At 50.2% G+C, this 22903-nt stretch carries 23 protein-coding genes; 16 read left to right on the top strand and 7 right to left on the bottom strand.

Going from position 1 to position 22903, the window contains the following annotated elements; genetic code table 11:
- Window positions 1-250: 250 nt before the first annotated feature.
- Genes AN963_RS25420 through AN963_RS25410 form a run of 3 tightly spaced genes read left to right on the top strand, consistent with a single transcriptional unit; the run spans window position 251 to window position 2919 of the window.
- On the top strand, window positions 251-1021 hold the full coding sequence (locus AN963_RS25420) for a GNAT family N-acetyltransferase (RefSeq protein ID WP_055747309.1): 771 nt from the start codon (window positions 251-253) through the stop codon (window positions 1019-1021).
- A 27-nt stretch (window positions 1022-1048) separates the two neighbouring features.
- Window positions 1049-1957, top strand: coding sequence for a lysophospholipid acyltransferase family protein (locus tag AN963_RS25415; protein WP_055747308.1), 909 nt, complete (start codon window positions 1049-1051; stop codon window positions 1955-1957).
- Window positions 1957-2919, top strand: coding sequence for a metal-dependent hydrolase (locus AN963_RS25410; RefSeq protein ID WP_055747307.1), 963 nt, complete (start codon window positions 1957-1959; stop codon window positions 2917-2919). Before AN963_RS25415 ends, AN963_RS25410 begins: the two co-directional genes overlap by 1 nt.
- A gap of 32 nt (window positions 2920-2951) precedes the next feature.
- Here the strand turns inward: AN963_RS25410 and dapA are convergent, their stop codons facing one another.
- Entirely contained in the window at window positions 2952-3842 is an 891-nt protein-coding gene (gene dapA, locus AN963_RS25405; RefSeq protein ID WP_055747306.1) for a 4-hydroxy-tetrahydrodipicolinate synthase, read from the bottom strand.
- A 112-nt stretch (window positions 3843-3954) separates the two neighbouring features.
- Here dapA and AN963_RS25400 point away from each other — a divergent pair, with 112 nt between their 5' ends.
- From AN963_RS25400 to AN963_RS25385, 4 genes are all read left to right on the top strand, one after another.
- Window positions 3955-4821 (top strand): LysR family transcriptional regulator, encoded by an 867-nt coding sequence (locus AN963_RS25400; RefSeq protein WP_055747305.1) that lies wholly within the window; start codon window positions 3955-3957, stop codon window positions 4819-4821.
- A 142-nt stretch (window positions 4822-4963) separates the two neighbouring features.
- The gene (locus tag AN963_RS25395; protein WP_055747304.1) at window positions 4964-5893 is read left to right on the top strand and encodes an ArsR/SmtB family transcription factor; all 930 of its coding nucleotides are present in this window, start codon (window positions 4964-4966) and stop codon (window positions 5891-5893) included.
- Entirely contained in the window at window positions 5890-7125 is a 1236-nt protein-coding gene (locus AN963_RS25390) for an MDR family MFS transporter (RefSeq protein WP_055747303.1), read from the top strand. Before AN963_RS25395 ends, AN963_RS25390 begins: the two co-directional genes overlap by 4 nt.
- An 82-nt stretch (window positions 7126-7207) precedes the next feature.
- Window positions 7208-7579, top strand: a complete 372-nt coding sequence (locus tag AN963_RS25385) for a DoxX family protein (RefSeq protein ID WP_055747302.1) — start codon at window positions 7208-7210, stop codon at window positions 7577-7579.
- A 45-nt stretch (window positions 7580-7624) separates the two neighbouring features.
- Here AN963_RS25385 and helD read toward each other — a convergent pair whose 3' ends face one another.
- The 4 genes from helD to AN963_RS31255 all read right to left on the bottom strand — a co-directional run bounded on the left by helD (window position 7625) and on the right by AN963_RS31255 (window position 11576).
- Window positions 7625-9976, bottom strand: a complete 2352-nt coding sequence (gene helD, locus AN963_RS25380; RefSeq protein WP_055747301.1) for an RNA polymerase recycling motor HelD — start codon at window positions 9974-9976, stop codon at window positions 7625-7627.
- A 257-nt stretch (window positions 9977-10233) separates the two neighbouring features.
- Window positions 10234-10851, bottom strand: a complete 618-nt coding sequence (locus tag AN963_RS25375) for a DUF6143 family protein (protein WP_055747300.1) — start codon at window positions 10849-10851, stop codon at window positions 10234-10236.
- Window positions 10852-10986: 135 nt separating this feature from the next.
- Window positions 10987-11361 carry a DUF423 domain-containing protein gene (locus tag AN963_RS25370; RefSeq protein ID WP_055747299.1) on the bottom strand — a complete coding sequence of 125 codons (375 nt, stop codon included), beginning with the start codon at window positions 11359-11361 and terminating at the stop codon, window positions 10987-10989.
- Window positions 11362-11423: 62 nt separating this feature from the next.
- Window positions 11424-11576, bottom strand: coding sequence for a hypothetical protein (locus AN963_RS31255; RefSeq protein WP_161827305.1), 153 nt, complete (start codon window positions 11574-11576; stop codon window positions 11424-11426).
- Between AN963_RS31255 and AN963_RS25365 the strand changes: the two genes are divergently transcribed.
- A complete protein-coding gene (locus tag AN963_RS25365; RefSeq protein ID WP_055747298.1) occupies window positions 11575-11757 on the top strand; it encodes a hypothetical protein in 183 nt (60 codons plus the stop codon). The two genes, AN963_RS31255 and AN963_RS25365, sit on opposite strands and share 2 nt — an antisense overlap.
- 122 nt (window positions 11758-11879) lie before the next feature.
- Here AN963_RS25365 and AN963_RS25360 read toward each other — a convergent pair whose 3' ends face one another.
- Window positions 11880-12671, bottom strand: coding sequence for a HipA family kinase (locus AN963_RS25360; protein WP_055747297.1), 792 nt, complete (start codon window positions 12669-12671; stop codon window positions 11880-11882).
- A gap of 193 nt (window positions 12672-12864) precedes the next feature.
- Here AN963_RS25360 and AN963_RS25355 point away from each other — a divergent pair, with 193 nt between their 5' ends.
- The 4 genes from AN963_RS25355 to AN963_RS25340 all read left to right on the top strand — a co-directional run bounded on the left by AN963_RS25355 (window position 12865) and on the right by AN963_RS25340 (window position 17620).
- Window positions 12865-14286, top strand: coding sequence for a SpoVR family protein (locus AN963_RS25355; RefSeq protein ID WP_055747296.1), 1422 nt, complete (start codon window positions 12865-12867; stop codon window positions 14284-14286).
- 137 nt (window positions 14287-14423) lie between these two features.
- A complete protein-coding gene (locus tag AN963_RS25350; protein WP_236708090.1) occupies window positions 14424-15611 on the top strand; it encodes an MFS transporter in 1188 nt (395 codons plus the stop codon).
- 152 nt (window positions 15612-15763) lie between these two features.
- The gene (locus AN963_RS25345; protein WP_055747295.1) at window positions 15764-16696 is read left to right on the top strand and encodes a 3-hydroxyacyl-CoA dehydrogenase family protein; all 933 of its coding nucleotides are present in this window, start codon (window positions 15764-15766) and stop codon (window positions 16694-16696) included.
- A 27-nt stretch (window positions 16697-16723) separates the two neighbouring features.
- Window positions 16724-17620, top strand: a complete 897-nt coding sequence (locus AN963_RS25340) for a LysR family transcriptional regulator (protein WP_055747294.1) — start codon at window positions 16724-16726, stop codon at window positions 17618-17620.
- A gap of 62 nt (window positions 17621-17682) precedes the next feature.
- On the opposite strand, the gene AN963_RS30590 is transcribed toward AN963_RS25340, so the two are convergent.
- Window positions 17683-17946, bottom strand: coding sequence for a hypothetical protein (locus tag AN963_RS30590; protein ID WP_083497057.1), 264 nt, complete (start codon window positions 17944-17946; stop codon window positions 17683-17685).
- Between the two features lie 138 nt (window positions 17947-18084).
- Between AN963_RS30590 and AN963_RS25330 the strand changes: the two genes are divergently transcribed.
- The 4 genes from AN963_RS25330 (at window position 18085) to AN963_RS25315 (ending at window position 22849) form a co-directional block, all read left to right on the top strand.
- Window positions 18085-18315, top strand: coding sequence for a hypothetical protein (locus AN963_RS25330; RefSeq protein WP_055747292.1), 231 nt, complete (start codon window positions 18085-18087; stop codon window positions 18313-18315).
- A gap of 110 nt (window positions 18316-18425) precedes the next feature.
- Complete coding sequence (locus AN963_RS25325; protein WP_055747291.1) at window positions 18426-19622, top strand: M20 family metallopeptidase; 1197 nt, start codon at window positions 18426-18428, stop codon at window positions 19620-19622.
- A gap of 2 nt (window positions 19623-19624) precedes the next feature.
- Entirely contained in the window at window positions 19625-21058 is a 1434-nt protein-coding gene (locus AN963_RS25320; protein WP_236708089.1) for a YfcC family protein, read from the top strand.
- Between the two features lie 231 nt (window positions 21059-21289).
- Window positions 21290-22849, top strand: a complete 1560-nt coding sequence (locus AN963_RS25315; protein ID WP_055747290.1) for a PucR family transcriptional regulator — start codon at window positions 21290-21292, stop codon at window positions 22847-22849.
- The last annotated feature ends 54 nt before the right edge of the window (window positions 22850-22903 follow it).

Below are 22903 nucleotides of genomic sequence, written 5' to 3'. Positions count from 1 at the left end.
TTCCGCTTTTGGAATGGAGCTGTACAGGAATGACCCCCGAGCAGTGGCCCTACCCGGCTTGAGCGTTTTCTCCTTTTTTCTCCTCTCCACTACAGCCCGAACCAAGAGGCCCATATTCATGTAAATATCGTAAAGATCCCCGCCTCAATCTTCGGAAAACCTTTACCTGCGATTTATCGATTTGAAGTCATTGAGGAGTAGAGTGAAAGAGAAAGGATCACCTTGCGACAATAGCAAAGGGGGAGATCAAGTGGAGAATGCAGCGAAGCGGGTAGAACAGCAACAAGTATCTCTTGCGGTGAAACTAGCTGATCGCGATGACGAACGTCACCAAGTATGGAAGCTTCGCTACGCGGCTTTTATCGAAGAAGCTGGACTTGCAGAAGGGGAAACGGATCAAAAGCTGGATCAGGATCGCTTTGACAACTGGTGCGATCACTTGATTGTCAAAGAAGAAGAAACCGGACGCGTCGTTGGCACCTACCGTCTCCTGCCTGGAAAGAAGGCAGTGACAAATGGTGGCTTTTACTCGGAAACGATGTTCGATCTCAGCCAATCTCTCCTCCCGCGCACTAGGATGCTAGAGCTCGGGCGAAGCTGTGTGGATCCTGCGTACCGCAACGGAAGGGTCATTCAGCTACTGTGGGAAGGGATCGCCGACTACGTGAGAGAGCATGGATATGACTATTTAGTTGGCTGCGCCAGTCTCCGAGCGATCGATACTGACCGGTTGAGTTGCCTTCATGCCCTCTTGCATCGTTTTTCCTTTCTCACTGATCGTTATCTCGTGTACCCACACCCTGAATCTCGTCGGGTTGGACTTCGGCCTGTGCAGACCGAAGAAAGCCTAAAGGAAATGTATCGTCTGCTGCCTCCTTTAATGAAAGGCTATCTCTGGCTAGGCGCACAGCTCGCCTTGGAGCCGGCGTACGATCCGATCTTGAAGAGCACAGATTACTTCGTTGTACTAGAACAAAAGCAAATGACGGAAAAATATCGTCGTCGGTTTATAGAAAGATAGACAAACGAAAAGAGAGGGTGGGTCGCCATGTACCGCTGGATTGGGTGGCTGACACGTCCAGAGCGAGTTCGCTTGCTAGGTAGGATTCTCGTATGGATTCCGCGCCCTTTTTTGCTAACACTCTTTTCGCTGGTTGCTCATTTGTTTGCCCGATTTGGTGGTTCCATCCGTCATCGGGTCAAGGCAAATATGAGCGCCATTCTAGGAACACAAGCTCCTGTGCAGCGCTTGCACAGACAGTACTTTTATCAGGTATGCCTAACGCTCTACGAATTGCTGTTTGTGAGTAGACATTTGCCCAAGTGGGGACATAAGCATTTTTGCCCAACAGGGGAGGAACACCTACAGTCAGCTTTGCAGCTAGGCAAGGGAGCGATTATTTATGCCCCTCATGTGGGGAACTTCTTTTTTGCGTACTGGTATCTTAGCCAACGCTATCCTTGTCTGGCAGTAGTAACGGCTCAAAGTGAAGAACTGAGACCGCTGTATCTAATTTTGCGGGAGCTTGGGTGTGAGGGTGTGGACTATGATGAGACACCACCCCTGCAGTTGTTGAAGCAGCTTCGTCGGCAATTGGCCCAAAATGGTGTCGTCTTTTTGCTGGGAGACTTCTCGCGGCCAGCTTTTCCGACGGGACACATGTTTGGGAGGAAGACACCCTTGCCACGAGGAGCGGCGGCGCTAGCACTGGACGGAAAGGTTCCTGTCATTCCGTTTTACTGCCGTCGATTGCGGGGTTTTACTCATCAACTCGTTTTCTCAGCCCCCCTCCTGCTACATGAGCAGTATCGAAAGGACCAAGCAGCAGAAGCGATGGAACAGCTCTATTCGTTTCTGGAGGAGACAGTGAGAAAGGTACCTGAAGAATGGCTGTACTGGTTTAATGTCGATGAACGATGGACGACCGAAGAGCACAATCCGGAGGAGGTATCATAATGGACACAGGGAGCCATCTCTTGCTGGGCGTTACGTTGGCTGGATTGGCACACGCGACTGGGCTAGTAGGGAACGACCCAGCGGTAAGTCAGGCGCTGATGATTGCCACAGTCGTAGGATCACATGCACCCGATTTTGATACAGTAGCCAGATTGCGAGGTATTACCTCTTACATCCGTTTTCATCGGGGTATAACTCATTCCATTCCCGCCTTATTTCTTTGGCCGCTTGTCATCAGTCTCCCGTTGGCATGGGGATTCGATGTGATGGGCCAGCTCGGACTCCTCTATTTCTGGACGTGGATCGCCGTCGTCTTCCACGTCTTTCTCGATATGCTCAATGCCTATGGTGTTCAGTGCATTCGCCCGCTGAACCGACGTTGGGTCCACATGGATGTATTGGCGATCTTTGAGCCGTTTCTATTCGCACTGCATTCGGTATCAGCCGTCTGGTGGTTGGCATTTGGAGGAGAGGCTGTACTTCTCTTTCCAGCGGCGTACGGGATTACCTTACTCTACATTGGGGTGCGCGCTTGGCAGCATGGGCACTTGGTCAAGCGGGTAGCAGCCGCACTCGAAACGAAAGGCGTATGCCATGTCATCCCCAGTTTTCACCCGTTTCATTGGAGGTTTGTCGTGGAGACTGCAGAGCAGTTTTACACGGGAAAGATTGAGTACGCGCATGTGATTTTGCAAGAGGTATATCCAAAGCAGCGGCAGGATGACATCATTCAGGCAACGGTCGGAGTCGACGGTGTTCGTGCGTTTCTCGGCTTTGCCCAGCGAATCCACGTCACCTGGAAAGAATGTCATGATGGCTATGAAGTGGTGTGGAGCGACGTCCGATTCTGGTACAACCGCAAGCTGCCCTTCGGTGTGGACGTTCGGTTGGACAGGGAGCTGAATGTCGTTCATCATCGGTTGGGATGGCGTAAAAAAGCGTGGGACCCCCCATTTGTATAGGGAGTCCCGCTGAAGTTGCGAAGATGTGACGTTTATCGTGCAAAGGCTGGGAACAGCTCTTTCAATTCCTGTTGCAGGCCTTGGCTGATCGGGCTCATCGGCAGACGCAGTGTATCGGAGGAAAGGATGCCTTGCTGCGTCAAAATCCACTTGATTGGTGCAGGGTTCGACTCTTGAAACAGTTTTTGAATCATAGGAACAAGAGAATCGAAGGTTTTTTGTGCCTGATCAAACTCGCCTTGTTTGGCAAGCTCATACACCTGGACAAAAACCTCAGTCTGGATCATGGAAGAGGCCAAAATGCCTCCCGTTGCTCCGTGCTGTAACATGGAAAGAAATAGGATGTCATCGCCGCACAGGACCGGTTTCGTATCTCCTTTGGTAAGTTCACTCAGGAGATCGAGACTACCTGTGCTGTCTTTTATTCCGATCACGCCATCCAGGTCCAAGACGGCTTTGATGGTATCTGCAGCCAAGCGAAGCCCTGTGCGATGAGGGATTTCATAAGCGATGACGGGGACACCCACTTGAGCTGCCCGGCGATAATGTTCGATGACACCTGCTTGCGGTGGGCGATTGTAGTATGGCGTGACGACGAGAACGGCATCCGCTCCCAGTTCTCCTGCCAGTTCCGTCCGCTTTACGGTTGATGCGGTGCTATTGGTACCTGTACCTACGACGAGTGGAAGCTGTTTGCCACTCTCGTTGAGCACCTCTTTCGTTACTTGGACGAGCTGAGTGACTTCTTCCCAGGATACGGTCGGAGATTCGCCTGTAGTCCCGTTGACGATCAGGCCGTGAATGTTATGGTTTAAGAGCTCCTGCACATGCTTCCGGTATGAGTCCAGATCCAGCTCTTCATTTGGTAAAAAAGGTGTAATGACTGGCGCGTAGATTCCATGCAAATCGCGTTCTTGTAACAATGTGGTGTTCCTCCCCGTTATTCTCGTTGTTAGTACTTTACCATGGCGTTCGATATCAGTGTTATCTATAATAAGTGATAAGTAATATCAATAATTTTGAAGTGGTGACGATATGGATCTCACTTATTTTCAAACATTTCGAGAGGTTGCCTTCCATCAGAGCTTTACAAAAGCCGCTGGAGAGCTGGGCTACGCGCAGTCCAGTGTGACGATGCAAATACAGAAGCTGGAACAGTCCTACGGTGTCAAATTGTTCGAACGTTACGGGAAAAGTCTGCGCCTCACTTCCGCAGGGGAAGAGCTGCTGAAAATCGCGGTACAGATGCTCAATTTGTATCAGCAGTCGAAGGAGACGCTGACCCTCCAGGGAGGGGGGACCTTAACGATCGGGACGATTGATTCCTTGGCTTCCTACTATCTTCCGGCCCTGATTCAACATCTTCGCCAAAAGTATCCGACGCTGACCATCCGGCTTCAGCCAGATCGGGAAACTGCCATCGTCGAGAAGGTCAAGGAAGGCGATTATGATATAGGGCTTTTGCTGGAGAGCAAGCCTTCTGATCTTGCCCTGGAGTGGGTAAAAATCAGGGAAGAGCCACTGGAGCTACTAGCGAGCCCCACTCATCCGTTGTCCTCGATGGGTACGATTACACTCGACCAGCTATGCGACGTGGAATGGATCATGACGGAAGCAAGCTGCAACTATCGGATCATGCTGGAGCGGGTTCTGCAAGAGCAAAGAATTCCCTATCGCGTAGGCTTGGAATTAGGGAATCCAGAAGCGATCAAACGCTGCTTGATGACAGGCTCCGGGATCGCTTTGCTGCCGCGTATGGCTGCCGACGAAGAAATTCAGCGAGGGGAATTGACCGCCCTTCCCTTTAGTCATCCTGACATCCGATTGGACTTGCAAATGATCATGCGTCCGAAGAAGTGGATGTCCCATTCCTTGCAAGATTTTATTGAACTGCTGCATTGATAGAGGAAGCGTAGCTTTGCCAGTCTGACACCATTCATGTTGGGCTGGCTTTATTATTTTTTATACAAAAAAACAGATGCTGGCTCTATACGCAATGAGTAGGGCATGGTAGGATAAAACAAAAAGGTTCGATGGTGATCGAATGAAAAACTATTATTCAATGAAAATCGAATGCTCTGCCGCTTATGAATGCATTATGAGTTTGTATGCGTACATTCATGAGAAGGAGAGAAAACACTTCCAGCTCGGAAGTGAGTGGAAGAAAGAAACGACGCGGATGCTGCCAGATGCATTCGCTCGCGAGCTGGAAGATCAGCGCTGGGAGGTACTGCATCGCCTGGTTTTACTCGTTGCGCAGTCACCGAAGAAACAGACGGTCGAAGATTTCCTCGTCTGGCTGGAGGAGATTCCAGCGGGTGAGATCTACGAGCGATTGGCTCCGTGGGTCGATACCATCCCGCTGAATCTGGGAGAAATCCGCGACCACAGTCTGTCCCTGTTGACGCGTTGGAATGAGCATTATTTTTCCAAGCTGGAGCCTCAAATCATGAAACGTCTCGAGCAGAGTGCGCGACAGCTGGCGGCACAAATCGGGCATACACCTGCAATGGAGCTGGTTGATCAAGCGACAAACGGGATCTGGATCGAGCCGATGGCAGATTTGCAGCAGGTCGTGCTCATTCCCCAATACCATTGCGCCCCGACCTCCGTTCTCGACTTCTATCGGGGAATGGCTACTTGTCTTTATCCCGTTGGCGATGCTGCTCGGGAACATTCCGAACCTCTGCTCGAGCTGCTGCCCTTGACACAATGTCTCGCGGACGAAAAACGTCTCTTGCTCCTGCGGCTTCTGGCGAAAAAGACGTGTACCCTGAGTGAGCTGCAACAACATGTAGGTCTGGCGAAAAGTACAGTGCACCACCATGTCACGGCACTACGGCGAGCTGGATTGATCCGGGCTCATTATGTAGGGACAACGACGATTTCTTACTATAGCTTGCGCGAGTCATTTGTTGATAGGCTGCCTGTCTTGCTGCGTTCCTTTTTGGAAAGTGGGGAACGAGCAGAATGAATCAGTTGCGGCAATATTGGCAGGCTTATCATCCCGTTGTCCATCTGTTGATGGCGGGCACAGTATTTGTGATGCTCACGCAAGCGATGAGCATGCCGTTTTTGGCCATCTATTTAAGTGAGACAACGACGCTCGGGCCTGCTTACATCGGGGTCATTATTGGGGCTGGGCCACTGGCGGGCACGGTTGGTGGTTTTCTCGGAGGGATCTTGTCCGATCTGTTTGGCAGGCGCAAGCTCATGATCCTGTCCATGCTGGTCATGGCTGCTGCGTTTGCTACCTTTATCACGGTCAGTCATCCAGTAGCTCTGTTAGTGGTCAGTCTCGTCAAAGGTTTGGCGGGATCGTTTTATGGCACCGTCTCCAAGGCGATGATGGGAGATCTGACACCGGAGGACAAACGGTTTCGTGTCTTTTCCAATCGGTATTTGGCCAACAATCTCGGAGTCGCAATCGGTCCGATGCTCGGAGCATTTCTCGGTATTGCCGGGAGTGGTACAGCGTTTTTGATGACAGCTATCTCCTATGTCCTATTTGCTATTGTGCTCGCGGTAGCTTGCAAGCGTTATGCAGTGGGCGATGGTCAGGGAGAAGCGGTAGAAGAAAAGCCTGGTCTGGGGCAAATGTGGAAGGTCCTCAGTCGGGATACGGCGTTGTTATCCTTTGTCTTGGGTGGGATTTTGCTGGTCACCGTGCACGGACAAATGTCTGTCACGCTGTCCCAGTACTTGCAGGAACATGTGGCCGAAGGGGTAGCACTATTTGGTGTGATGATGAGCGCCAATGGATTTACCGTATTGCTCTTTCAAATTCCATTGACCCGATTAGTCGAAAGGTATTCCTTGTTTTCCCGAATAGCGGGTGGAGCTGTGCTGATGGCTGTGGGGGAAGTTGGATTTGCTTTCTCGGTAAGTTGGGTCTGGATGGTGACCGCCATGATCGTATTTACCTTGGGTGAGATCTTGATCGTACCCGCCGAATACGCTCAGATCGATCAAATCAGTCCAGCTACTATGCGGGGGACTTACTACGGGGCGCAGAGCGTCAGCGAGCTGGGGAGCTTCCTCGGACCTTGGGCGGGTGGAATGATTTTGTCTGCTTATGGAGGGCCAGCGATGTTCCTCATCATGGGAGGATGTGCTCTCGTCAGTCTGGTGTTTTATTGGATGGGCCGACAGCTGCATGCGAGAAGACAGCACGGGAATGTTGCGTCAAAGTCATCTTCTATGTAAAGAGAAAGAGGAGCCATTTTTGAACTTGTCTCGACTGATTGTCCTTCTCCTCGCATAAGGTAGTGGGGAGGAGGGAGACAAGATGGCGGGAGAAAAAGCATTTGTCGCTCTGCGGATCGTGACAGGCATCATCTTTCTCGTGCACGGGATTGCCAAGCTACAAAAAGGAATGGCGGTGGTCACGGCGATGTTTGGTGACCTCGGATTGCCCCCGTGGTTGGCTTACCCTGTGATGGCTGTGGAGATTGTGGGAGGACTTGCCTTGATTTTGGGGATATGGTCTCACTACGCAGCGTGGGCTTTGGCTGTGATTATGCTGGGAGCGATTGTGACTGTCAAGTGGGACCATGGTTTCATGGGGCAGGCGGGAAAGAACGGCTACGAGTTTGATCTCATTTTGCTGGCGGTTGCAGTCTGTGTGGGTCTGAAAAAAAGGGAAAAGAGACCTGGTTGAACGCTTTTGTCAAGCGTCAGCCGGGTCTCTTTTACATAGAATTCCTTATTGAAACCATTCATATCTATCACGCGACACAGAGGTGAGGAGCGGACTTACTTCTCCGACACTGTATAGATGCAATTCATGCATGGCGCGCGTGCAGGCCGTGTAAAACAGCTTTCGCTCGCTCTCCAGATGATAGCGCTCCGACGAGGCGTTATAGATGAGTACCGCGTCAAATTCTACACCTTTTGCTAAATACGACGGGATGATCAAGGCTCCAGTCTCGTAGGCAATCGCGCGGGTTCCGATCATCCGAATATCCAGCTTGTCGCGCAGGCGCTCATGGGCTGCTTGTGCTTCCTCGGCCGTCTTGGTGATGACCGCGATGGCTTGATGCCCTTCTGCCTGCAGCTTCTGGATTTGCGCGGTTATTTTTTCAGTGAGTGCTTCATGATTGGGCGTGATCGTCACGCTAGGCTTGCGACCCGCACGACGGAATGGCTCGATTCGTTCGCCGTCTTTTACTAGCTGGCGGGTAAATTCGACGATGGGCTCCGTCGAACGATAGCTTTTTGTCAGGACAAACGTCTCTGTCTGCTCAGGCTCATAGAGCGAGGCGACAGATTCAAAGCTCGAGCTATCGTAGGCGTGGGCATAAATGGCCTGATTCCAGTCACCCAGTACCGTCATTTTGGCACGGGGAAAGAGCCTTTGTAGGAGGGCAAACTGGAATGGCGAGTAGTCCTGTGCTTCATCGATGAAGACATGCCGGACGATGTTGTTGGTCTGAAAGCCCTCCAGCTTTTCCTGCAAGTACAGGAATGGAGGAGTGTCCTCGTAGGTCAGCTCGTTTTTATCCAATCTTTCCACGGTTTGCGTACAGATCTCGGCCCACAGCTCAGGTCTTTCCTCTACGGAAAAGACAGTCGTAGCCAGAGCTGAATCAGAAAAGAGCTGGCGATACGTAGCCGTGGTATCAATGAATTGCAGCTCGCGAACCGACTCGCGCAGAGGTCGAAAGTGCTTCTTTACGATTTTTGCCGAAAGCAGCTCTTGCTCGCGATCAAAGTCGTTGAAGGTGTCTTCCCTGAACTGATTCTTCTTGCGCAGCTCCTGATAGACCGCCACAAATGCGTCTTTGTCCAAAAGCTCCAGCTCGTCTTCGACCCACGGCTTGGAACATTCCAGTCGTTCCTGTTTCTTCAGTTCCCCGAGCAGCCATTTCGCGAGTAGAGCCATCCGATTGGGAATGGAAATGGAGCTCTCCATAGAGTAAAAATGATTGCGAATGCGCTTAGCACTGACGATGACTCTGTCTCGGAAAGTAATCGGGCGGAACAGGATGCCGTCCTCTTTGAGGAGAGAAGCGTAGTCATCGATTGCTCGCATAAAACGCGGAGATGTTTTGATCCGGATGCCCTCCAGACGTTCCGCATAGCCAGGCTCCTTCATTGCGGTCAGCACGTACTCCATTTGCGCTAGCGGGTGTTCCAGCTGAAAAGTCGAGCCGAGCCGGTGTTCTGCGTAATCCTGGAACGTCGTTTGTTGCATGTTTTCTTCTCCCAGCTCAGGGAGGACAGTAGAAACGTAGCTGTTAAACAACGAGTTGGGAGAGAACAGCACGATTTGCTCGGCGCGCAGCGTTTTCCGGTAACGGTACAGCAAATAGGCAATGCGTTGCAGGGCGGCAGAGGTCTTCCCGCTTCCGGCTGCACCCGAAACGATGACGAGTCGGCTATACTCATTGCGGATGATGCGGTTTTGATCTCGTTGGATCGTGGCGACGATGCTCTTCATTTGCGAGTCAGCCTGCTTGCCCAATACTTCCTGCAAAAGCTCATCGCCGATCGTCACGCCAGTGTCAAAAAGATGGAGCAGCTGTCCATCCCGGATGACATATTGGCGCTTGCACGTTATTTCACCAGAGACGGTTCCACTCGGTGTCTCGTAATCGGCAGGTCCTGGAGAGTAATCGTAATACAGGCTGGAGATGGGGGCGCGCCAGTCATAGACTAAAAACTGCTCCTCACGCTCATCGAGCAGAGAAGCGATACCCAAATAAATCGGGTCCGCCGATGCTTCTGTCTCTTCGCGAAAATCAATTCGTCCGAAATAGGGGGATTGCACCAGGCGATTCAGCGTCCTCAGCTTATTGTGCGCATGTCGATGGACGCGCTCGCGTTCAGACAGGACCTCAGCTTGCTGTTTGATGCTGGCGTAAGTCTCGGCCGCTTCGGTAGCATCCTCAAAGTTGACGGTGACATCGTCCCAAAAATGCTTGCGGATTCCCACGATGTCAGCACTGACTTCTGTGACATGATCTTGTAGGCTGGCGATCTGTCTGTTGATCTCTGCTATGACCTGCTCTACCCGCTGTTGCTCCTTTAGTCTGTCTTGGTCAGCTTCGCTCATGATACCGCTCCTTTTTCATGCCCATTATTGGTCTTGAGGGTTTGACAACTACCCTAGATGTGTGATAAGATAATATTGGGTAAAAATGAGTTTGAATATTGTTTACATCAAGAGACCAATTCCCATTCTATCATAGGGAACTTGGTGTTTCAACATGTATGTGAAGGGTTTTTTATTGTAAAAATGTAGCGGGGTGCTTAGGCACTCCGCTTTTTTGCGCGCACATCCGTACCTCTGTGGTTCGTCGCTTGATCAGATCAGAAGACGGGTTGTTCCCACCAGCCTGTCGAAAATAGAAAGGAGGCACCTTTCTCTGACGCAGGAACGTGAGCCATCAGTGTCATTCCTGGCCCGAGAATCCACTGTCCGTTTATTTCTGCTCCTGCCGTACTCATTGATGGAATGATTCTCGTCGTGGCGACGGCTCCTCCGCGTGGCAAGTCGGTGCCTCCGGTAGAAAAGAGAATCTTTCCTTGGGAAGGGGGACAGGGAGAGAGCTGCGCGTAGCCAGGTGTTATAGCAGGAGATGATTTGGCCCCAACGATCGACTCTGTTTTTCCGAACCAGAATTGTACCTCCAGAGGATGATCGGAGAGATTCGTCACATGCCAGTCAAAAACATATAAAAGGACGCCAGAACGAAACGGATTCGCCAAAGCCCCAAAGCTCTGGTCGTTTGTGCCAGCGATTACTTTTTCCGTTTGTCCGAGAAAGTATTTGCATTGGGAAGCCATCGACATCGCATAGGGGATGTGTACTTGTCGGGGGAGCTGCTCCGTGGCTGGCGGAGTAGGGAACGGGTAGTAGCCCATCTGCATGTAGACGTCTGGCATTCCGTAGTAATAGGGGGACGGGTTGAAGGAGGACTTTGCCATCGGTTCCTCTCCTTTGAGTGTGGTAACCCTACAGCATATGGCAGTCGCCCAAGAGGGGTGCCGATCTAAAAACAACGCCCAACCAGCTGCTAATCACAGTGATTGGACGTTGTTTCTGTTGTCTGCTTGGACTTGTTACGATACCGCTTTCCAAGCATGAATGGCGAGCAAGGCCCAGCCTACGAGGAACAGCAGGCCACCGATTGGTGTAATGGCCCCGAGCACTTTGACTCCGGACGCCGCCAACGCATAGAGGCTTCCCGAAAAAATAAGGGTACCGATCGCAAAGCACCATCCCGCCCAAGTCAGGCCTGATGAATCCGGATACCATTTGATCAAGAAAGCGACCACAATCAAGGCCAGAGCGTGTGTGGTTTGGTAGGTAACCCCAGTATGAAAAATACCGAGAGAATACTCGTCCAGTTTTTCCTTCAGCGCATGGGCACCAAAAGCTCCCAATGCGACAGACAAAAAGCCGCTGATACTACCTAGCATCAGAAACAGTTTCATGCGTCATTCACTCCTTTTATCAAAGCTTCGCAAAAGCTCGCGTCAATCCGTGGTTATCGAATCTATTTTACTCCAAATGGACGTGCGTTGCCCAATTGCAATTTGATGAACAGTGTGTTGGACTCGCGTACAGACCGCTTGTCAACTCCCGTCATAAATTGAAGTAACGCAGTGGCAACGCTTACCGCTGCTGCATCGGGAGGTGATTGTGACATGAACAAATGGCTCTCTCTTGCTGGCGGTCTTGTGGGTGGCTATGCTTTGTTGAAAACCCCGCTCGACGGTACTTTCCTGAACGGACTTAATCCCTTGGTGGATGGGATCGGCTTGATCGCGATGCTGGTCTTCTCGGGTGCTCTGATTTATACCGGTGTACGCGATTGGTTCCAGAAATAATATGAAGTTTCTAATGGCAAATCAGGCTAAAAGGCATCTCCCAAACTGGGGATGCTTTTTTTTGCGTTGATATTCCCCAGAGGTCCTCCGCTTAAGAAGTAGGAGACCTCTGGCGGATTCTATTAAAGAACGGCCCGGAAGTTATTGTTTAACCGATCCAATATATCAGCCATGATTTTTCCCAGTTTCCGTTTGCGAAAAAGCAAAAGTTTTTTGATGAAACGTTTTTTTGCCTTTGTCAAATGGAACTTGGGAACTCTCTTGATTGCCCGTTTAATATCCGATTCGGTTAATGATTCGATTTTTTGGATCATGTCTGCTACCGCCGCTTTGTTTCTTATGATCAACGGTTTTATGCCGTTGGACAATCGTATGCATTTGTTTAGCTGGGGATGCTTTGCTTTTACTCTATTGAAGAGCGGCGATTTGCTCGGTGACCCGAACAAGGCACTCCCGTGGTCAATCAAATACCAGTTATATTTTTCCATGAGGGAGTTGCGATATAAAATGATGTTAACACTTGTGCGGTCAGGATTGAGAATCCACGTGTCAAATACGACTACTTGCGCCAAAAGCTCGCTGTGATTCACATGTTTTTCAGGGGCGAGGTGCACCATTTTGTCAGCCTGTTTCCACGTAATGACTTCAGCAGCGGGGATTCTGATGGAAACCATGCCCCGCATTTTTTCTTTTTTTGGCCCACGTACGGTCGCCTGACTCAGCTTGGCCACAGGGAGCCCCAAAAGACGGGCAAGCGAAGCAGCAATGTACTCGTTGGCAACCATCAGGCGGTACTTGTTCATTCGATGTCTTTGGGGACACTTGAAGTATCCGGTCGCTCCTTTTTTATTTCTCACCAGCCAAATACGTTTACGGGAAATATTTTTCACAGCCTTTTTGTATTTCCATCCCATGACCCCACTCCTCTTTATAGGTCGTAAGTGTCTGTTGCTATAAATTATATGAGGGACAGTGAACGAAGGAGAAAAAACTGGACGCGAAGCCGTAAACTGCAAAGCCAGCAATCCTTTTCCGGATTGCTGTCTTCTTTTGTCGTCTTTCTCCATATATATAAAATAGGCTTTGGCAAATGGGAGGGGAAGGGCATTGACCAACGAAGAACGCAAAGAGCTAGAGCGGTCTATTGATGAAATTACTGAGATTGCCAAGGGGTTCAACCTTGATTTTTATCCGATGAGATACGAAATCTGCCCGGCGGATATCATCTATACGTTTGGAGCTTACGGAATGCCGACGCGGTTTTCGCATTGGAGCTTCGGAAAGTCGTTTTATCGCATGAAATTGTCGTACGATCTCAACCTGAGCAAAATTTACGAATTAGTCATCAACTCCAATCCTTGCTACGCGTTTTTGCTGGATGGCAACTCGCTGATTCAGAACAAGCTGATTGTCGCGCACGTTTTGGCACACTGCGACTTCTTCAAGAACAACATGCGCTTCTCCAACACAAACCGAGACATGGTAGAGAGCATGGCGGCCAGCTCGGAGCGCATCCGTCAGTACGAGATCGCATACGGAAAAGAAGCGGTGGAGAATCTCCTCGATGCGAGTCTTGCCATTCAGGAGCATATTGATCCGAGTCTGTTGCGACCCAAGCTGCGCTGGAAACGCGAACCAGACGATGCCTCTAAGAAAGGGAGAACCGAACGTCATTCTCCGTATGATGATTTGTGGGGATTGGATCGTCAGGAAAAGAATGAGAGCGATCCGGTGAAGCCTGTACGCAAATTCCCACCCTCGCCGGAAAAGGACGTGCTGCTGTTCGTGATGGAGTACAGTAGCATACTGGACGACTGGCAGCGAGACGTGTTGACAATCGTCCGCGATGAGATGCTCTACTTCTGGCCACAGATGGAGACCAAGATCATGAACGAAGGCTGGGCGACCTACTGGCATATGCGTATCCTGCGAGAAATGGAACTGACAGAGGCGGAGACTATCGATTTTGCCAAGCTGCATTCCTCCGTCATCCAGCCTTCCACCACGAGTATTAATCCCTATCATTTGGGCTTGAAAATTTTCGAGGATATCGAGCGACGCTGGGATAAACCGACCAAGGAAGAGCAGGAGCGGTTTGGACGCAAGCCGGGAGAAGGGCGCGCCAAGATTTTTGAGGTTCGTGAGCTGGAATCAGACATCAGCTTTATCAGCAATTTCATGACCAAAGACTTGGTGGCCGATCTGGATCTCTACATGTTCGGCAAGCAGGGGAATGATTGGGTCGTCTCGGAGAAACAGTGGGAGCAAGTGCGTGACGGTCTGGCGGGTACACGGGTCAATGGTGGCTTCCCGTACGTCATGGTCCACGATGGTGACTACTTGAGATCCGGAGAAATGTACTTGAAGCATCATTTCGAGGGACTGGAGCTGGATGTCAAATACGTGGAAAAAACGTTGCCGTACGTCTATACGCTGTGGGGAAAAAACGTGCACCTGGAGACAGTCGTCGAGGATCGTCAAGTCTTGTTTACGTACGATGGAAAGAAAGTACATCGCCGGTTTTTATAAGTAGCATGGAGGCCGCAAGCTCGGGGATGGAACCGGGCTTGCGTTTTTTCGTTTGTGATAAAAACTTTTTGTAATTTTCTTACTAATAATTCTACGCGTGCTATACTTTCAAAAAAGGTCTCAATAAGGAGGCGCCGATGAACCAACGCGTGCTATGGATGTTATCAATCGCACAGTTTCTATCGATGCAAGTATGGTTTAATTTTTCTGCCATCATGCCTGTAGTCCAAGGACAGTGGGATCTGTCATCCACCCAAGCAGGTATCATCGTGGCGACCTTTCATCTTGGTTATGTATTGGCAGTCATTTTTTACAGTTTTGCCAGTGATAAGTACAATCCAAAGTATTCGTTTGCTTATGGGTCACTCGTCGCAGGAATCAGTGGCTTATTATTTGCTGCCTTTGCGGAAGGATTCTGGTCTGCGCTGCTTCTTCGTCTGCTTTCAGGAATCGGGATCGCCGGGGTGTATGTGCCCGGAATGAAGATTGTTGCCCAATTAGCTCCACCTGCCTCAAGAGGAAAAGCGATGGGTATTTTTGTAGGCTCCCTCGTGGTTGGATCTGGTTTTTCTTTATTTGTGTCAGGCATCTTACAGAATGCATGGGGATGGCAAGGAGTTATTGTAGTTACTTCGTGCGCGGCCATTCTCTCCTGTGGTCTGATTCTGATATCAAATATTCCAGAGGTCACGCTTTCATCGACCCCTGTCACACTTGCGTTACTTAAGAAAATTGTGGCTAAGAAAAATTTGTTGGTCAATTTCAGTTATGCGGGTCACTGCTGGGAACTGTATGCGATGTGGGCTTGGATGGGGCCGTTTATGGTGTATTATTTTCAGCAAAAAGGAATTTCTGACGCGCTATCCTGGGGAAATCTAAGTGCTTCCCTGATTGTCATGATTGGCGGGATTGCCACCTATTTCGGAGGGAAGCTAGCGGATCATTGGGGAAACGTGCGCGCCATTCGCCTGTTCATTTGGCTCAGCATTGCCTGCTCTTTTTCCATTGGGTGGATGATTTCCTTTCCTGTCTGGATCGTTGGGGGTATCGCTCTGCTCTATGGCTTCACAATTATTGCGGATTCTCCCATTTACAACAAATCTATCGCCGATATAACGGACCCTGAGGTACTCGGTATCGCATTGGGCGTTCAATCCGTTTTAGGATTCAGTTTCACGATCATTTCACCCGCTGTATTTGGCTTGGTTCTCGATTATGGGCATTGGGGAGGGGCGTTTACGGTGATCGCCATCGGTACGCTAGTCACGCCGCTCTGTTTGCGAGCATTACAATCGGCAGCTATCCCTGTAGAAAACAACGGATAACGTGTGCTTCCAGAAGCGGCAGCTATAGGAGTGCTTTCGAATCTTTGTAACACTTTTGTATCCGTGGAGCGATAGTGTGGAAGGAGTCGAAACTTTTTTCGTATACGTACAAATGTAAGCGTCGAATATTTACATCTCAGGAGGAACTTCACATGGCAAATCATGTAGCAGTCATTGGATCTGGCGTTATGGGCCACGGAATTGCCCAGGAATATGCGCTGGCTGGTTACACCGTCTCCCTCTACGACTTAAAAGAAGAGTTTTTGAGCAAAGCCAAACATAGCGTCGAGAACAGCTTGTCCCTTCTCGTCACCGAGCAAGTGATTACCGAGCAAGCCATGCAGGACGCTCTGGAGCGTATAGTTCTGACCACCGATCTCCAGGCAGCTGTCGCGGAGGCTGACGTAATCACAGAAGCGATCCCGGAAGTCATCGAAATGAAATGGGATCTGTTTGAGAAATTGGAGCATTTAGCGAAAGAAGATGCTATCATTGCATCCAATACCTCTACCTTCTCGATTGCGCGACTGATTGAAAAGGCAAAAACGCCACATCGGATCATCATCACTCACTTTTTCAATCCGGCACAGCTTGTCCCGCTGGTGGAAGTTGTTCGGCATGAATCAACATCGGATGAAGTTGTATCCGCTGTCATGGATCTCATGGTCAAGATCGGGAAGTCTCCGGTATTGTTGAAAAAGGATGTTCCGGGCTTTATCGCCAATCGCCTGCAGGCTGCCCTGATGAGAGAAGCCTTTTCTTTGCTGAAGGAAGGTGTAGCAGATGCGCGGGAGATTGACACGGTCATGAAAGATGGCATTGGATTCCGTTGGGCTTTTGTCGGCCCGATCGAAACGGCGGACTTCGGTGGACTGGATACGTGGAAGCGAGTGATTGAGAATCTGGCACCCGTACTGGATGCATCCCAGAAAGCCCCTGCTCTCATCGAGGAGCTGGTGGAAAAGGGCGAGCTCGGCACGAAGACCGGATCGGGCATCTATTCGTATGCGGATACTTCCGTAGAGGAAAAATTGAAAGAGCGGGACGAACATTTTATCCGACTGGTAAAAATGAAGCGCGGATAAGGGACGTTTCCGAGGCAGGGGGGTAGCATGGACGAAAAAGACTGGTTTTTGCTGCAATCCTTGAGCAAGGAGAAGAGCTTGACGAGAGCAGCAGAGCGGATGTACATGACGCAACCCGCCCTGACGTACCGTCTGCAGCAGCTGGAAAAAAGATTTGGGGTTCCACTCATCGTCAAACACGGAAAAGGCATTCGCTTTACGCCAGAGGGCGAGTACTTGGCGATCTATGCGAACAAAATGCTAGCCGAGTTGCGAGACACGAAAGACCATATCATCAACATGCAGCGGGAAGTGCAGGGAACGCTACGCATCGGGGCGTCCATCTATTTTGGACAGTACGAGCTTCCGCTGATCATTAAAAAGTTTTTGGAGCTGTATCCCAAGGTACAGATTCACGTAGACACGGGCTTTAGCTCTGAGATTTTCGATATGCTGCTGCAGGAAGAGATACAGGTGGGGATTATTCGCGGGGAGTTCCAGTGGCTCGACCAAAAGCATTTGATTCAGGAAGAAAATATTTGCCTCGTCTCCAAAGAAAAAATCAATCTCGAAGATCTGCCTTCCTTACCGCGGATCAATTACCGTGCTCCCAAGCTGGCGTTGAAGCTAGGCGACCAGATGTCGTTCTCGCTCAGTCATGCGATCGACCAGTGGTGGTACGAGCGCTATCAAGAGCCCCCGACAATCACCATGCAGGTGGATAGTCACGAGACCTGCAAGGAGATGGCGAAGTTTGGTTTGGGTTACGCCATCATTCCACGAGTGTTTCTGAGGCCGAATGAAAATTTGTACACCGTGGACCTGACGCTCAAGGATGGCCAGCCGATCAAAAGGCGGACGTGGATGCTGTATAGACAGGCAACCTTGAAGTTTGCCGTTGTCGATCGATTTGTGGAGTTTCTGCAAAATTACGAGCTGACGTAAACGAAATGAAAAATGCCCAGTTCTTTTCAAAAGAAAGGGCATTTTTTGTTGCCAGCGAAAACCTACAGATCTTGCGCGACATGAGGTTTACTATAATGACTAGTACCTCCGCCGCCTACGAGGACTCGCCCGCCTTTGTTGAAAATGAGGAGCTTGCGGGAACCGTTGGAGAGCAGGACGACTACCTTGGCGCGATTTGCCGTTGCGATATACGACACATACCCGCTACGGGTCACGAAAGTCCGCCATTTCCTATCGAATTCGGACCGTAAGACTCGATTGGAATAGACTTGATTCTCTACTCTGGATGCAGTTGGCTTTTTCAAAAACGCATCACCTCCCGTTCCCTACAGCTTATTCGAGGGTGAGTCTTTGGGAGTGGACAAGTGATATTGGTAATTCCCCCATTTTAGTTGCATCCGACCCCCATGCGGCTTATCATATAGAACAAAGGAGTGAGTCATATGGCAAAAAGCAATGCGCGCAAGCATCGAGAAAAGCTGGAGCGTGAAGGAAAACGCAACCCGGAGCTGAACAGAAGTATCTTCGCCTTTGTGGATATGAATCAACGCAGGACGAAGACAAAAGTGGAAAAACAAAATCAGCAAAAACACAAGAGGTCGTTATCCTTCCAAAGTGATGATGGCCTCTTTTATTTTTGCCAAGCTATAAAAAAAATTATAGTTATGGGTTAAAATGTTTTAATTTTACTTATAAAAAGCATGATCGTACAATGAGTGCATTCCAATCTATTTCAATTTTTCGAAATGTCTACGAAGGAAGAAAAGGAGGCTATATCAGGAATATGGGACAGACTTCCGAGAACAAACAGCGTATTGTACAAGCCGTCGATGAGCTTGATGCCCAGCTGCGTGAGATCGCCTTGGCGATCCATGCCAACCCAGAGCTCAGTTTTTTCGAGAAAAAAGCATCACAATGGTTGACGGAGCCGCTGGTGGCAGCAGGTTTTGAAGTAGAGCGTGAGATAGCCGGACTTGAAACCGCTTTCCGTGCAACGTGGGAAGGACGACCAGGGGGACCTACGATTGCCTTGCTCGCGGAGTACGACGCGCTACCAGAGATTGGACATGCTTGCGGTCACAATCTGATCGGGACGTCGGCTGTAGGAGCGGCATTGGCACTGAAAAAGGCAATCCCTGATTTGCCTGGTCGCATCATCGTGATGGGAACGCCAGCAGAAGAAGATGGCGGAGGCAAAATCATCATGTGTGGACAAGGTGTATTTGATGAAGTTGATGCTGCTATGATGTGCCACCCTCACAAAAAGACGATGGTCTTGCGTGGTGCACTCGCTTGTGTCGATGCGACCTTTAGCTTTTACGGGAAGCAGGCTCACGCGTCCTCTGCGCCAGAAAAAGGCATTAGTGCATTGGACGCCTTGATCAACACGTTTGTTGCCATCAATTCCCTGCGCCAGTTTTGCAAGGAAGATGTGCGGATTCATGGCATTATTACAAAAGGCGGAGATGCACCAAATGTCGTGCCGGAATACTGCGAAGCCAAGTTTATTCTCCGAGCAGCCAATGTACGGGAGCTTCGCGAGCTGACAGAAAAGGTCTACAAGACCGTACATCACTCTGCCGAAGCGGTCGGGGCGCGTGCAGAGATCAAAGAAGGTCTCGTCTATGCGGAGCGAAACAACAATCATGCACTTGCGGGATTGTTTGCTGAAAATCTGGAGGCGATGGGGATTGAAGTGAGCGATCCACCGAAAAAGGGCGGCATTGGCTCTTCGGATATCGGGAATGTCGGACAGGTGACGGCGACGATCCATCCTTATATCAAAATAACAGAGGCAGGCACCCATACACCAGAATTTACAGTGGCAACTGCGTCTGAGGATGGCCTGATCGGAATGAATCATGCGGCAAAAGCGTTGGCTATGACCGCCTATGATTTATGTGCAGATCAAGCTGTCTTCCAGAAAGTACGGGAAGAGTTCGAGACCTGGAAAAAGAATAAACAATCAGAGGAGGCCTGAGCATGAGCGTACATCCCGTTATGACGGATTCTGGTCGGCCGACTTCATTTTGGCGAAAATATATCAAAATGCCTCATACCTTCGTGCTTTTGGTCATCCTGACATTGCTCGCCGCGGCCCTTACTTATTTAGTGCCGTCCGGCGAGTTTGAGCGGGCAAAGGATCCGACCTCTGGGAAAACGTTAGTAGTCCCCAACTCCTATCACGCCGTGGAAGGCGATCCGGTCAGTCTGGTAGAAGTACCAAAAGCTATTGTAAAAGGACTCATTGATTCCAGTGATATCGTATTCTTCATCTTTATTATCGGCGGTGCGTTTCAGGTCATCACGGCGACAGGAACGATCGAAGCCGTGACGAGCCGGGTAGCAAAAACATTTTCCAAACGGGGCATCATGATTATTCCGGTGTTCTTGGGATTGTTCTCCGTCGGTGGTTTTACGATGGGCATGTCGTCCGAGGTCATGGTTTTCGTACCACTGGGAATCGCGATCGCCCGTTCACTCGGGTATGATGCGTTGACAGGAACGGCGATGGTCTCGCTCGGGGCCTCCATCGGTTTTACTGCGGGTCTGATGAATCCGTTTAACGTGGGACTGGCTCAGGTCATCGCTGAGGTACCGATGTTTTCGGGGATGTGGCTACGGGCCATTCTGTTGATCACGCTTTTGGTTATCACCAGCTGGTACATCATCCGCTATGCACGCAAGGTACGCAAGACACCAGAAGCCAGCATCGTTCACAATCTGGAGAAAACGTCTACAGAGAAGAAACTAGACCTTTCTTCGCTCCCTAGCTTGGAGGTCAAACATATTTTGACGGTCCTCACCATCATCGCCAGCTTTGCTCTGCTCATATGGGGGGTATCGAAAAAAGACTGGTGGATGGAAGAACTGTCGGCATTGTTTTTGACGATGGGCGTCGTTTCGGGCTTATGCGCGAAGTTTGGTCCGAGCCGGATTGCCAGTGAATTTGTAAAAGGCGCGAGCGCCATCACCTTTGGCGCATTCATTATCGGGATTGCCCGTTCGATCCTGATTGTTCTGGAGCAGGGGAATGTCATCGACACGATCGTCTTCGGATTGTCCGATGCCGTAGGTCATTTGCACGGCTCGATTCAAGTGCTTGGGATGTATTTCTTCCAGACCGTCATGAACGTCTTTATCACATCGGGAACGGGGTTAGCGGCTACGACCATGCCGATCATGGTACCGCTCGCAGACCTGCTCGGCGTAACTCGCCAAACATCCGTCCTCGCCTTCCAAATGGGAGACGGTTTCACCAATATGATTCTGCCGACCTCTTCTGCACTAATGGGCAGTCTGGCGGTATCGGGGATTACGTATCAGCAATGGGTCAAATTCATGTGGCCGCTGATGCTGATGTGGGTCATTACCGGAGCAGTCTTTGTGCTTATTGGGCATGCGATTGCTTATTAAGCTGGTCAGTGGTGGATTAAATCGGTTCCCGTTCAAGCCCTTTCCTGGCTTATATTCGGTGAAAAACACGCTTCGTTCCAATACGACTGCTGAACTGATTGGTGCAGGAACTTCGTAGACTCGTAGCCATGATAGAAGGAGCCAAAGAGACCTGATGATCAGGTCTCTTTTCTTTTATACCTGCAAATATGGTAGCATTCAGTAGAAGAGCGAGTGCGATGAGGTGAATGCATGGAAAACAAGCCTTTTACCGTGGAACGGCTTCTGCAGCTGCCCTTGTTTAATGGGGTACAGGTCATGGCAGGCGCGAGTGGCGTATCCAAGGAAATTTACTATATCGACAACATGGAAACCCCGACTTTGACCGGTTTTCTGCGACCCAATGAATTGATATTGACGACGGGCTATTCCTTTCGCCATGAACCTACGATGCTGTGCAGGCTGCTAGATGAGATGCATCGGGTTGGTGGATCGGCGGTAGGGATCAAGACGAAGCGATTTATTCAAGAGGTGCCCCAGGAGGCACTGGAAAAAAGCAATCTTTACGGCATCCCGTTGTTCGATATTCCACTAGAAATTACGTTTATCGATATGACGCATACGGTGATTGATCAAATCCTCAATCGGCAGGCATTTTTGCTGCGGGAGGTGCGGGAAATCAATCAGCAGTTTACCAATCTGGTCTTAAACCGTCGGACGACTGAGCTAGTCGTGTTGATTGGGCATTTGCTAGGCTGTGAGGCTGCTGTACTGAATGAAGACGGAGAAGTGGAGAGCTGCACGACTCGTTTTGGCTGGACGGATTTTATGGAAAAGCGACCTGTGCAAGTAGGCAGCAAGGTCATGGGGTATTTAGCTATTTCCAGAGTGCTCGGGGAGCAGGAGCGCTTTGAAGAGATGTGCCTCGATCATGCCATTACCGTGCTCGCCATTGAGTTTACGATTCGCCAGTCGCAGCAGCTGCAGCGGGAAAGGGAACAGGAATCGTTTCTGGTGGAGCTGTTTTCCGGTTCGTCCCATCAGGAGGATCTGCTACGTTATCGCGCCCAGCAGCTAGGAATTCCTCTCGGGCGGTTTTCCTATGTAATGGTGCTGCAGATTCGAGCGGGGGCTGAAAAGCAGGGCCGTGATGAGTCGCTGACGCGTATGTACAATCTGCTGGTTCAACGGGTGAACAAGCCCGGTGTGTATACACGAAAGGGAGTTTTTATCAACGATTCACTGATCGTGCTGTGCTCGACCATCCATGACACGGCAGAAAAGCAGAGAGCCGAAGCCGAGCAGTTAGTGCGTGAGCTTATGGCCCAGGCTGAGGAGATTCCTGCCCATACTCAATTGTACGTAGGGATCGGCGCCATCCGCGAGCAGTTGTCGGATGTTCCAACGAGCAGACAGGAAGCGCACAAAGCCATGGAAATCGGTCTACATACACAGCCAAAGCAAAAGATCGTTCATTTCCACGAAGTGCTTGTGGAAGACCTGCTTTTGGATGCGGCCGGACATCCTGTGCTCACTGCACTCACCTCAATGCTGATCGAGCCTATCGTTGCGTATGATAAAGAATATGGAACCGAGCTGCTGGCTACACTCAATGCGTTCCTGCGATCGGGCGGCAACACCAAGCGGGTAGCGGAAGAGTTGTTTATCCATCGCAATTCCGTCTTGTATCGACTAGATCGAGTGAGCGAAATCATCCAAAATGATTTGAATGATCCCGAGGTACGCTTTCGTCTGGACGTAGCCATGCGGGTATGGAAGACGAAGGATATTCATGCCAAAGCGATCACGTAGAGCTACGTACAATCACATATTTGTGATGGCGCCCAAAAATGGGGGTCAACTTTT

This window comes from Brevibacillus choshinensis (assembly GCF_001420695.1).
Taxonomy (GTDB): domain Bacteria; phylum Bacillota; class Bacilli; order Brevibacillales; family Brevibacillaceae; genus Brevibacillus; species Brevibacillus choshinensis.
The sequence above is the reverse complement of the archived record's forward strand: the minus strand, read 5'-3'. Positions and strand labels throughout refer to the sequence as shown.